Source organism: bacterium (assembly GCA_021372535.1).
Taxonomy (GTDB): Bacteria; Latescibacterota; Latescibacteria; order Latescibacterales; family Latescibacteraceae; genus JAFGMP01.
The window spans coordinates 1-11,868 of the sequence record JAJFUH010000101.1; the positions used below are offsets into that span (position 1 = coordinate 1).

11 protein-coding genes are annotated in these 11,868 nt (G+C 52.8%); 2 read left to right on the plus strand and 9 right to left on the minus strand.

Features of this window, described 5'->3' with window-relative positions; genetic code table 11:
* Positions 1 to 377 precede the first annotated feature (377 nt).
* From LLG96_09370 to LLG96_09410, 9 genes are all read right to left on the minus strand, one after another.
* Positions 378 to 1,583: a lactate racemase domain-containing protein gene (locus LLG96_09370; protein MCE5250413.1), complete on the minus strand. Its 1,206-nt coding sequence runs from the start codon at positions 1,581 to 1,583 to the stop codon at positions 378 to 380.
* Positions 1,584 to 1,682: 99 nt separating this feature from the next.
* The gene (gene sucD / locus LLG96_09375) at positions 1,683 to 2,555 is read right to left on the minus strand and encodes a succinate--CoA ligase subunit alpha (protein MCE5250414.1); all 873 of its coding nucleotides are present in this window, start codon (positions 2,553 to 2,555) and stop codon (positions 1,683 to 1,685) included.
* A 178-nt stretch (positions 2,556 to 2,733) separates the two neighbouring features.
* Complete coding sequence (locus LLG96_09380; protein MCE5250415.1) at positions 2,734 to 3,294, minus strand: OmpH family outer membrane protein; 561 nt, start codon at positions 3,292 to 3,294, stop codon at positions 2,734 to 2,736.
* A 94-nt stretch (positions 3,295 to 3,388) separates the two neighbouring features.
* The gene (locus tag LLG96_09385) at positions 3,389 to 4,525 is read right to left on the minus strand and encodes a succinate--CoA ligase subunit beta (protein ID MCE5250416.1); all 1,137 of its coding nucleotides are present in this window, start codon (positions 4,523 to 4,525) and stop codon (positions 3,389 to 3,391) included.
* 46 nt (positions 4,526 to 4,571) lie between these two features.
* On the minus strand, positions 4,572 to 5,117 hold the full coding sequence (locus tag LLG96_09390) for a 2-oxoacid:acceptor oxidoreductase family protein (protein ID MCE5250417.1): 546 nt from the start codon (positions 5,115 to 5,117) through the stop codon (positions 4,572 to 4,574).
* The gene (locus LLG96_09395; GenBank protein ID MCE5250418.1) at positions 5,104 to 5,946 is read right to left on the minus strand and encodes a thiamine pyrophosphate-dependent enzyme; all 843 of its coding nucleotides are present in this window, start codon (positions 5,944 to 5,946) and stop codon (positions 5,104 to 5,106) included. The genes LLG96_09390 and LLG96_09395 overlap by 14 nt, the downstream gene beginning before the upstream one ends.
* A gap of 83 nt (positions 5,947 to 6,029) precedes the next feature.
* The gene (locus LLG96_09400; GenBank protein MCE5250419.1) at positions 6,030 to 7,184 is read right to left on the minus strand and encodes a 2-oxoacid:acceptor oxidoreductase subunit alpha; all 1,155 of its coding nucleotides are present in this window, start codon (positions 7,182 to 7,184) and stop codon (positions 6,030 to 6,032) included.
* Positions 7,185 to 7,308: 124 nt separating this feature from the next.
* Positions 7,309 to 7,545 (minus strand): ferredoxin family protein, encoded by a 237-nt coding sequence (locus LLG96_09405; protein MCE5250420.1) that lies wholly within the window; start codon positions 7,543 to 7,545, stop codon positions 7,309 to 7,311.
* Positions 7,546 to 7,688: 143 nt separating this feature from the next.
* Positions 7,689 to 8,666: an acetylxylan esterase gene (locus tag LLG96_09410; protein MCE5250421.1), complete on the minus strand. Its 978-nt coding sequence runs from the start codon at positions 8,664 to 8,666 to the stop codon at positions 7,689 to 7,691.
* A gap of 712 nt (positions 8,667 to 9,378) precedes the next feature.
* Here LLG96_09410 and corA point away from each other — a divergent pair.
* Together corA and LLG96_09420 are read left to right on the plus strand one after the other, a co-directional pair.
* Positions 9,379 to 10,443, plus strand: coding sequence for a magnesium/cobalt transporter CorA (corA, locus tag LLG96_09415; GenBank protein ID MCE5250422.1), 1,065 nt, complete (start codon positions 9,379 to 9,381; stop codon positions 10,441 to 10,443).
* 335 nt (positions 10,444 to 10,778) lie between these two features.
* A complete protein-coding gene (locus LLG96_09420) occupies positions 10,779 to 11,666 on the plus strand; it encodes a mechanosensitive ion channel family protein (protein MCE5250423.1) in 888 nt (295 codons plus the stop codon).
* Positions 11,667 to 11,868: the final 202 nt, after the last annotated feature.

Here is an 11,868-nt window from a genome sequence, read left to right on the forward strand (position 1 = left end):
GCCACAAGAGAGGGGAAGCGCCCGCTAACATCTATTTTATCAAGGTGTTATGCGCGGGGTGAGTTTCCATGGTTAAGAGTGGCAACTATCATATTCTACTGCAAATAAAAGGTACTCAGTAGTTTAACCGGACAGTTCTGACCGTAGATAGTAATCAATCTATCTTTATAAACCGGCAACCCTTTTTAAATTACTGGGAAAACCGTGCACTACAAGATATTGTATTTTTTCCATGAAATACATAAAAACATACAAAATCTTGTATATCTCAAAAATCCATGCAACAAAGAATATTAATAAGTACAGATTTATATAAAGTCAAGTCTTTTTCTCAATTCACACGGGAATACGCCGCTTAAATTCAATACAGAATCATCTTACACCAGATTCCCCCCGGCATCGAACCTCATCTCCTCCGGTTTGCCGATAACCTCGAGATCGTCACGTACCCTGATCCCTTCGAGGAGATTCCCGGAGATGTGCAGTTCCTCGAGTTCGAGCGTGTTTTTGATGCGGATGATCCGTGCCTGTCCCGGTTCGTGCTTTTCGAGCGCCGTCCGGATGCACTCGAAATCGTTTTCGAGGGTGATGGGTATGCGGACAATCGCCCATGTCCCCGATGTGATGCCGTTGGTGTAGGTCGGTCCGTAGTCGATCTTGTCGACGAGACGGCGGGTGGTCAGGTCGGCGAATCCGATACCCATGGCGTTCCCGTGACTCTCCGGAGTCAGGTCGCGGACGATGAGCGTACTGTAGTCGGGAACCCGCTCGCCCCCGAACCGTCTCCAGAACCCGATGATATTCGTGTCCATTCCCGTGCCGGATATGTTCTTACCCATCTCGTCCACGATGAGGATGTCGAATTCCCGAAAAGGCACACGGGGAACAATGGCGCGGCACCGTTCGAGGAGCTCGTGATCGGCCTTCTCGAAGTCTTCGGCGCCGACGACCATGAAATCGAGCGTCTCATCGAAAGCGTTTTCGAGTATGCCGACCCCGAACAGAATAGGCGCTTTCACGCGGGCGACCCGGAAACTCTCGACAACCTCTTCGCCGAGCCCGCAGCGGTGAAGGGTAGACGCTCCCTCGCGTTTTCCGAGCCCCACAGCGACAATTTTGCAGAGCCCGCTCTCCACTCGGCCATGGAAGGCGGTATGGATTTTGATGCGGTTGATCACCACGATACCATCAGAGCCGAGCGCATTCCTGTCCATGAACACCGGCGCGCCGGAGGGTGTCGCCCCGATTGTCTCCGTCTCGATCGAGGAAATGACCGGGACGTTCATCGTCGCTTCCGAGATTCCGAAACTTTCGAGCACTGCCAGCTGGCCTTCCGCCGTTCCGCCGCCGTGGGAGCCCATCGCGGGGACGATAAAGGGCTGCGCGCCGGCCTGTTTCAGCTCATCGACCACTGTCCGCACGAGTCCGGCGATTCCGTGGATACCCCGGCTGCCCGTTGCAACGGCGATTCGCATTCCCGGCTTGACACGGTCGAGCAGACCCGATGTACGGAGCCGCGCCGCTAGCTCCCCTGCGGGATTTTCGATGCGGTCACGGTTGAATATCTGGCGGATTTTTATCAAACGGGGAATAATCATAGGAAGTCGGAATGAAAATGGTGAATTTTTATACGGATATAAGAGCGCAGACAGTTCCCCCGGATACCGGCCTTTGAATACCGGTCATCCAAGATGGTGTTTTATCGCCCATGATACCACTTCGTATGGTGTAACGAGAATTTCCGCGCCTGCCGCAGAGAGCGCTTCGCATTTGCTTTCGACCGTGCCCGTCGAGCCGCGGATGATCGCTCCCGCATGGCCCATGCGCTTTCCCTGGGGAGCGTGACGGCCCGCTATGTAGGCGGCAACAGGTTTTGTCATGGACTCACCGATGAATTCGGCGGCTTTTTCCTCCTGCACGCCGCCGACTTCGCCGACTATCACCACGCCGCTTGTGCCGGGATCGTTTTCGAACAGTTCGAGAAGGTCGGGCATGTTGGTGAGCACGACCGGGTCAGCGCCCATCCCGACCACCGTGCTCTGGCCGATGCCGCTGTCGGCGAGAATTCCGGCGACCTCATAGGCAAGCGTGCCGCTCCTCGAAATGATACCGACACGTCCCTCCCTGAAAAGAGAGCCCGGCATGATGCCCATCTTTGCCTTGCCCGGTGTCATGATACCCGGCGTAGTGGGACCGAGCGCAAAAACGCCCTTCTCACGGGCATAAGCGCGCATCTGCATGACATCGTGGACGGGGATATGCTCCGGTACGACGACGATGAGGCCGACTCCCGCATCAACAGTCTCGTAAAAGGCGTCGATGACAAAGGACGCCGGAACGAAAAACACCGATGCCCCGGCTCCGGTCTCGCTGACCGCCGATTCGACACTGTCGAAGACCGGCACGCCCTCGACACTCATTCCGCCCTTGCCCGGTGTGACCCCTCCGACGACGGTGGTGCCGTACTCGATCATCCAGCGGGTCTGAATGCTTCCGATTTTACCGGTGATACCCTGGACGATGACACGGGTCGATTTATCGAGAAGAATACTCATGGCTGCTGTCTGTCTCGTCCGCTTTTATGATGACTCACCATAGCTGGTACCAGGTTGCTTTCATACGTTGAAGAAAACTCATACTATTGACTCCTTTTAATTCCCCCCTGTTAGGGGGGATACGGCAAAGCCGAGAGGGGTCATTCTTTAATTTATTATGGTTCACCAACGTTGACATTTACTTTTTTACCGCTGCGGGCGGCTGTAATTTCGCGAGCGCGGCGATAACCTTGTCGGAAATATCATACTTCGGGTCGGCGTCGATGAGCACTTCGCTTTCCGCCTCGAATATGAACGCTATTCCTTCGTCGGTCCTGATTTTCTTGATGACATTGTCCACCGTATCAAAAACCGGTTTGACAAGCTCGTTGTACCGGGTGACGAGAATCCCCGTGTCCCTGTTGTGAAGCTTATCGTACTCGTCCTGAAGAGTGGCGTTCTCACGTTCGAGCTCATCCCGTCTCTGGGCAATCTTCTGCTCGTCCATAAAGGCCGCCTGTTTCTGGGAATCGGCAACCTTCTGCTGAAACAACTCGCCCTTTTTCTGGAGCTTTTCTGTCTCTGCCGTTTCAAAATCGCGGAACGTTTTCATGGCCACGCGGTAAGGTTCATAATTGCTCATGATATACCCGGTGCGGACAAACGCTATCTTGAGCTGTTCCTGAGCGTAAACCGAACCCGAAACGATAACCGCAAGCGCCAGAGCCGTGATAATACATGGTAGAATTCTGCGAATCATGGGTCTGTTTTCCTTCTGTTGAAATGTGATTGAACTGCAGATCAATACGGCTGATTATTCATTTCGTATCACGTTTGCCGCACAGGGGATGAATTTACCCGCTGACAAGCTCAAACAGGCGTTCCGCCGCTATTTCCGTGGGAACTTCGGTCACCACATGAACGCCTCCGGCCCTGAGAATCTCCCATGTCTCTTCCTGATGGTTTCCGAGAGCCTTGGCCACGACGGGAATGGTTACTCCGTGCTCCTTCATGTAGCGCACTATGCCGCGCGCCCCTTCGTGAATCGGATTGATGCCGCCGTAAATATTAATGAATATCGCCCGAATACCCTGCTTCATCATGACCAGCTCCATGCTCCGGTAGAGAAGGTCCTCGGTGATTCCGCCCCCGGTTTCGAGGAAGTTGGCCGGACGGAGCCTCTGGCCTATAATATCCATTGTCGCCATGCCGAGTCCCGCTCCCGATGCGATAATTCCGATGTCGCCGTCCAGATCGACATAGGTCACGCCGATCTCTTTCCCCTGACGTTCGAGGGGATTCTCGATCCGTCCGGGATCGCGGGAAACACGGTTTCCAACACGGAACAGAGCGGAACCGTCTATCTCGAGCACCGCATCGACCGCCATAAGACTGCCGTCCGAAAGCACCGCAAGCGGATTGATTTCGGCGATGAGGGCATCGAGCGTCTTGAATCCGCGATACAGACGGATCATGACATCGGTGAACGGCATGTGGAGCTTCTTCGGAAGCCCGATGTCCCGGAGAAGCTTACGACCCTGATACGGGAAAAATCCTTTCCGCTCGTCGATATGGTACGAAGCGATTTTTTCCGGGTGACTGCGGGCAGTCTCCTCGATGCTCACCCCGCCTTCCGTGCTTACCACGATCACCGGTTTCCCGGCATATCCGTCCACGGTGATTCCGATGTACAGCTCGCTGACAATATCGACTTTACGGGACACGAGCAGTTTGCGGACAGGGAGTCCCTTTATATCGGTTTTAAAAAGTTCGCGGGCTGTTTCGATGGTCTCGACAGGACCGGCTGCCGTCTTCACACCGCCCGCAAGACCGCGTCCTCCGACAAGCACCTGCGCCTTGAGGATGACAGGGAATCCGATTTCCTCGGCTATGCGCAGCGTCTCTTCAGGCGTTTCCGCTACACCGCGCAAGGGGGCCGGTATGCCGAAACTTTCAAATATATCCGCTGCTTCATGTTCATGAAGTCTCATGGGTTACCCGATTGAAAAGTCTTCGAAAAAGCTCCCTGTAAAACGATCATACCTGCTGTTCCCGGGCGCGCTCGACACCCTTGCGGAAAGCGGCTATATTCAATTCCTCGCTGCCTTTCGGCACATGTACCCGTATGACCTTTTCAAGCGCGTCCGTGCTCACTGTCCCGGTAAGGCCCGCAAAGAATCCGAGCATGACCATGTTCGCCACGATAACCTTCCCCAGCTCTTTCGTCGCGATACTGGTCGCCGGGACACGGTACACGTTGAATCCGCCGTTTTCCGGGGGGATCACGAGGTCTTCGTCGAGTATGAGCGTTGCGCCGGGTTTCAGCTCGTCACGGTATTTTTCGAGCGCTTCGGTAGTGAAAGCGACCATGATATCCGGCGCGGTGACCTGCGGATAGAGGATCGTCTCGTCGCTGATGATCACATCGGATCGTGTCGCCCCCCCACGGGCCGCGGCTCCGTAGCTTTGGGACTGAATGGCATGCCTGCCGTCGTGGAGAACAGCCGCGGTGCCGAGAAGCACCCCGGCGAGAATAACTCCCTGGCCGCCGAACCCTGCAAACCGTATCTCAGTCCTCGCCATCGCCGCTCCTTTCACGAAGCTGTTCCCTGATCCGGGAGAATCCCTCGTTGAGCACGGGTTTGTTAATCTCCACAAATTCGCCGACAACGAGTTTTCCGGCCCGTTCCTCATCGGTCATATCGGCCGCTTTTTTCGCGGTTACCGAATTATTTTTGAAATTGTCGAACATCTGACGGGTATTCCCCATGCCGGATTTTCTGCCGAACTGCACGGGACATTGGCTGATGATCTCGATGAGCGAAAATCCCTTGTGATTGAGCGCCTTTCTCACCGTGCGGGTAATCTGGAGCGTATGGAACACCGTCCACCGGGCCACGAATGTTGCGCCCGCCGCCGCGGCGAGTCCGCTGATATCGAAACTGTTCTCAACGTTGCCGTACGGGCTTGTCATGGTCTTGAGACCGAGCGGTGTCGTCGGTGCGACCTGCCCGCCGGTCATGCCGTAGATGTAATTGTTCACGCAGATGACTGTCATGTCGATATTACGGCGTGCCGCGTGGATAAAGTGGTTGCCTCCTATCGCGAGCAGATCGCCGTCGCCGGAAACCACCATGACACGGCGGTCGGGCGCGGCAAGCTTGACTCCGGTTGCGAATGCGATGGGGCGGCCGTGTGTCGTATGGAGCGTATCGCCGTGAAAGAACGGGCTCGGAATCCATGCGGCGCACCCGATTCCCGATACGAACACGAAATCGTCCATATCGAGGCCTTCCTCGTCGATGGCCCGGAGGATGGCCTGGGCGAGAATCCCGTTACCGCACCCGGGACAGTTGGTCGTTTTGGCTGCCGATGGGCGTATGTATTTATCAAGCGGATGCGTGATCGTCATTATGTATTCTCCCGTGGAACGGCGTCATGCAGAAGATATCGTCTCCCCGTCCGGCAACCGGAGGGCTTCTGTATGAACACCTCTCACCGAATCTCTTTCAGTTTCTTCAGTACACTCCCGATGTCATGCATGGTTCCGAGTATCTCAGGCTCGATAAAATGGACGGGGCATGATGATTCGGCTTTCACATAGTGCAGGTACTGGCCGAGGTTGTTTTCCATCACGAGGATGGCTTTGACCCGGGCTGACATCTCCGCTATCTCCCTGTCGGGGAACGGCCAGAGGGTTATGGGCCTGAACACGCCGACCCTCATTCCTTCGGCGCGGGCGGCTTCCGCTGCGGCGCATGCGGCACGGTACACGCTCCCGTAGGCGAGAATCGCGATATCGGCATCCCCGGTGCGGTCGTCCACGCGGATGATGCTGTCGCGGTGCTTCGCAATCTTGGCGTCGAGCTTCCGTATAAAGTTATCGAGGGCGATTGCATCGGTGACATTCCGTTTCCCGGTCTCTGTATGGCAGGATGATGTCACATGGCTCTTGAAACCCCTGCCGAAAACCGGCATCGGCGCAACATCCTCCGAGAGAAATGCCTGATCTGTTTCGCTGTCGAATCCCGGCGCGGGGATTTTCCGTTTCTCTATCACGATATCCTCGGGCGCGGGGATGACCACCTCTTCGCGCATGTGGCCGATGAAGGCGTCCGACATAACGAAAACGGGCGTCCGGTACCGCTCGGCGAGATTGAAGGCAAGGATGGTATGGTCGAAAAGCTCCTGCGGCGATGAGGGTGCAACCGCGATGACCTGATATTCGCCGTGCGATCCCCGCCGAACCTGGACGGTATCGCCCTGGAGCTCGACCGAGGGAATGCCGGTCGTCGGCCCGCCGCGTTGAACATCGATGATGACGCAGGGAGTCTCGGTCCCGACAGCGAGCCCGATATGTTCCTGCATGAGGCTGATTCCCGGGCCGCTTGTGGCGGTCATGGCCTTTTTGCCCATCCACGATGCTCCGATTACCGCGGCGAGCGAGCTGATCTCGTCCTCCATCTGTATGAAAACACCGTCATCGCCCCTCAACGCGGGGAGACGGGATGCAAGCTGTTCCGCTATCTCCGATGCCGGGGTTATGGGATACCCGGCCATGAAACTGCATCCGGCCGCCAGCGCTCCCTCGGCGCAGGCGATATTTCCCTGCATGAAATGGCGTCCGGTTCTCACTCGTTCGTTTTTCACCGCTCGCTCTCCGTTACTCATATTTCCCCGGCGCAGAATATGGCCGGATGGTTCTTTTTCAACTCCGCCGGGTTTTGTATGATCATCGCCTTAATATCGCGCACCTGCATAAGGGCGATGCCGGTCATGGTTCCTCGTCAGTCGCGGGCTCAACGACAATCGCCAGGTCGGGGCAGTAGATCATGCACAGTTTACACGCCGTGCATGCTTCGATGTGGACGGGCTCGGGGGAATAAACACCCTTTTCGGTCAGATGCCCGGCTTTTTCATAGACGTTTTTCGGACAGATATGTATGCATAAACCGCAGCCATCGACACCTTTGCAGCGGTCTTCGTTGACATGGATTGTATGATTCGACAAACAACATCCTCCGGGGAAGAATATTGTGGAAAAAATAAGTATAGTAAAATAACCTTTCTATCGGGTTTTTTCAAGAATAATATCCTTGATGACCGGAGCAGGCGCGAAAGAACACGTTCCATGACCGCAGTCTGTTACCGGTGCTATTCACTTGACCATATCCCGTTGAGAAAAGATATCTCGTCGACCACCTGGAATGTCCCGCCGCCCTCGTGCAGATTGTACCGCCAGACACGGATATCCTTCGGGCCTCCGTAATGGTTGTAAGCCGCAAATACTGTCGATGGCGGACAGATGTCGTCCATGAGCCCCACTGCAAAAAGAGCCGGAGCAGTGGCGCGCACCGCGAAATTGAGGCCGTCGAAATAGGAAAGCGTCCTGAACACCTCGTCCACCTTGTCACGGTGCACCCGTAAAAACCGTGATATCTCCTCGTACGGCATTATATCGGTAATCTCGGTCGCCCGGCGGTAGTGGCAGAGGAAGGGAACGTTGGTGAGCACCGCCTGCACCGAGGGAACAAGCCCTGCCATAGCCAGTGCGATCCCTCCCCCCTGGCTGACGCCTCTGACCGCGATCTTCGTACCATCCACCGCATTATGCGACCGGGCGGCATCTATGGCGAGGACGGCATCGACAATCAACCTCCGGTAATAGTAGCTCGACGGATTGAGTATCCCTTTCGTCATGAATCCGGGATAATGGGGACTCGAACCCGATGGCTCGATGTCCGGGGTGTCGCCGGTAAGCCAGGTACTGCCCTGGCCTCTCGTATCCATGATGAAATGAGCGTATCCGGCGGATGCCCATATCAGCCAGTCCATGGGGAAGCCTCTCCCGCCCCCGTACCCGACGTATTCCACGACACAGGGGATATCGCCCTCGTGGTTGCTCGGAACGTTGAGCCACCCCTTGATCTCCTGCCCGGCAAAACCGGAAAATGTCACATCGTACGTTGTAATTGTCCTGAGCCCGTAATCGACCTTTTCAAATATGGCATCGAATGTGTATTCGCGGGCTTCGTCGAGAGTCCTTTTCCAGAATTCGTCAAAATCCTCGGGCTCGTCACGGTCGGGCTTGTAGATCATCAGCTGGTCTTCCGGCAGGTCATAAAACGGCATGGAATCCTCCTCTATGCGATAATTACCCCTTATGTTCTTGTTTCATAAAACCAATATAATACGAAGAAGGCTGTGAAAAAGTATCTTTTTCATGCGCCCGTTTATGAAAAAGATGTTTGTTCGCTCAACATGAATCATTGACAGGGGATTTATATTGACCCTTGACAGTATATTACCCGGTGGTTTTACAATGAAAAATCGGTCGAATTGAGACATATGAAAAATATGAAGGCATTACCAAATCCCCGGTAATTCCTTCATGATAAAGGAGATATGAGTCTTGATTCGTTTCGTCGTTCTCACCACGCTGTGGCTCTGATATGCCGGAACGGGAGCTGAATTGGACTTTCTCTTTTTCAAATAAAGGTGGTCGAAGAGTGAGTCAAAAAAAAGGTAATACCTCGCTGCGCTGCTGCGGAGGGTGTTCATTTACTGAGAGAAGACCATGAGCATTTCGCGCAATTGTTTGCTGGACAGAAGGAAAAGAATTGTGTTTATTGAATAATGGTAATAAGTCGTGGTGATTATTGCTTCGGTGATTAAACAGTGACATCGGATGACGTCATGCCGAACGTGTTTCGGCATCTATTCCAAGTACTAGTATCATTATTTATTCGCCGGAGTATTAAAACCTGTTGAAGAAAATCATTTTTACCAGATAAAAACAAATCTTTATAAATAAACCCTTTGCCATGAAGGGATGGTGGTGCTCATGCCGAAAATCATCAGAAAACGGTCGGATAAGATTGGTTCGCCTCCCGGGACGCTCATGCATATCGGCGAACAGAAAGCCGAGAAGGTAAGAATAACGGTCATCGATTATAATGAAGGACAAGCTCAGGAAAAAGAAGCAAAAACCGTGGAGGAATGTTTCCCTTTCAAGGATACCCCCACGGTTTCATGGATCAATATTGACGGTCTTCATGAGCCCGGAATCATTGAAAAAATCGGGACATATTTTAACGTTCATCCGCTTGTCTTGGAAGACATTCTCACAACCGGGCAGCGCCCCAAGTATGAGGATTTCGATGAATACATCTACCTCGTTCTGAAAATGCTCTATCACGATGGTACCGGAGATGAGATAATATCCGAACAGGTCAGTCTGCTGCTCGGAAGCAATTATGTCATTTCGTTTCAGGAGCGCGAGGGAGATGTGTTCAATCATGTCAGAGACCGTATCAAGACCGGTAAGGGGCGAATCCGAAAAATGGGAGCCGATTTTCTTGCATATTCTCTCATCGATGCGATCGTCGATAACTATTTTGTGATACTTGAAAAAACAGGCGATCAGGTTGACCTGATTGAGGAAGAGCTGATTAACAACCCGGGCACTCAGACTATCCAGACCATTCATGAGTTGAAAAAAGGAACGCTTTTTCTGCGGAAGTCGGTATGGCCTTTACGGGAAATGATCAGTAATATGCAGCGCGGAGAATCGGATCTGATCCAGGATACGACCCGTATTTATCTGCGGGATATCAGCGACCACGCGATTCAGGTGATCGATACGGTGGAGACATTGAGGGATATGATTTCCGGGATTCTCGATATTTACCTTTCCAGCCTGAGCAACAGGATGAACGAGGTTATGAAAACCCTCACGATATTTGCGGCCATTTTTATTCCTCTGACCTTTATTGCGGGGGTATACGGGATGAATTTCGAATATATGCCCGAGCTCAAGATGCGATGGGGATATCCCTCCCTTCTGCTTGTCATGTTTACATTAGGTGTTTCGATGCTTCTCTATTTCAGAAAGAAGAAATGGCTCTAACCGGGAAAACTGTCCGGTAATCCGGCCAAGTCAGCTGACATCATTATTCCCCCTCGGCTTCGCCGTATCCCCTTATTAAACAAAGAGGGATCCGACCCGTTTTCTCCCCTTAAAAAGGGGGGATGCCGAAGGCAGGGGGGATTATGTATTACTGGATTACATTTTCTTTCTTTGATAGAAAATGATTACAGGGGCAGAGGACTTCAATAGGCTTCTATGTATGTGTTTATAATTTAAAAAACAATCTTGTTAATCTTGTAAATCATGTCTAAAAATATATTTTTCACCGTTTTCCCATTCATGTACACATACTATTCAGACAGGAGCTGCAATCCATGGCTACAAAAGAATATGTTCATACTGCTGTTCAATGGCTTCTCACAAGCGGGCTGCGGATCGCCGTGATTCTTGTTCTCATGGTGATCGCTTCCAAAATTGCCCGTATCATATCGTTTCGTGTATTTGCCTCGCTGGTGAAAAACAAGGATGATGAATTCAGAAAACGGGCCGATACCCTCCGATCCATCATACGGTATATGCTGACTATCGGAATAGCGGTTATAGCCGCTGTCACGATAATGGACGAGCTGAATATCAAAATCGGGCCTATTCTCGCAGCCGCGGGCGTTGTGGGTCTCGCTGTCGGTTTCGGCGCCCAGACACTGGTACAGGATGTTATCGGCGGTTTTTTTATCCTGCTCGAGGATGAGATACGTGTCGGTGATGTGGTCCAGATTGCCGGTAAAAGCGGCCTTGTGGAACGGATAAACCTGCGGATGACCGTTCTCCGCGATCTTTCCGGTAATGTCCATTATATCCGTAACGGACAGATCGATGTGGTCACCAATATGACCAAGGAATACTCACATTACGTGTTCGATATCGGTGTCTCCTACCACGAGGATGTGGATAAAGTCATGGATGTGATCAAACAGGTCGATGAAGAGCTTCGTAATGATCCCCTGTTCCGGGATGATATTCTTGAACCCATTGAAATTCTGGGGCTCGATCAGTTTGCCGAATCGGCGCTCATCATCAAGGCGCGGACAAAAACAAAGCCGATCAAGCAGTGGGGCGTTGCGCGGGCGTTCAACAGGCTGCTCAAGAAGAAATTCGATGAACGGGGCATCGAAATCCCCTTCCCGCAAATAACCCTCACTATGGGCGCGGATAAAGAGGGGCAGGCGTCTCCGATCGATCCCGGTATGAAGAAGAATATGTAAAATCTTTACGGCTCCCGGTTCTTTATACCCGGCCTGGCGTCGGATGTCCCCGTAACGCCGTCATTCCTGAATCTTTAATCGGGAATCCATATACAGTTTCCATGCATTTTCCATCCTTCGTTGTTACTCTCGATTGTCATGAGTGTTTATCTGAAGATGCAACAACGGGTCACGGTTCTCTATCCCCGGTCTGGCGCCGGAT

Excerpts from the sequence above, each read along its gene's own strand:
- corA (MCE5250422.1), top strand. The coding sequence starts at position 9,379 with ATGCCGAAAATCATCAGAAAACGGTCGGATAAGATTGGTTCGCCTCCC.
- LLG96_09385 (MCE5250416.1), bottom strand. The coding sequence starts at position 4,525 with ATGAGACTTCATGAACATGAAGCAGCGGATATATTTGAAAGTTTCGGC.
- LLG96_09380 (MCE5250415.1), bottom strand. The coding sequence starts at position 3,294 with ATGATTCGCAGAATTCTACCATGTATTATCACGGCTCTGGCGCTTGCG.
- LLG96_09390 (MCE5250417.1), bottom strand. The coding sequence starts at position 5,117 with ATGGCGAGGACTGAGATACGGTTTGCAGGGTTCGGCGGCCAGGGAGTT.
- LLG96_09395 (MCE5250418.1), bottom strand. The coding sequence starts at position 5,946 with ATGACGATCACGCATCCGCTTGATAAATACATACGCCCATCGGCAGCC.
- LLG96_09420 (MCE5250423.1), top strand. The coding sequence starts at position 10,779 with ATGGCTACAAAAGAATATGTTCATACTGCTGTTCAATGGCTTCTCACA.
- sucD (MCE5250414.1), bottom strand. The coding sequence starts at position 2,555 with ATGAGTATTCTTCTCGATAAATCGACCCGTGTCATCGTCCAGGGTATC.
- LLG96_09410 (MCE5250421.1), bottom strand. The coding sequence starts at position 8,666 with ATGCCGTTTTATGACCTGCCGGAAGACCAGCTGATGATCTACAAGCCC.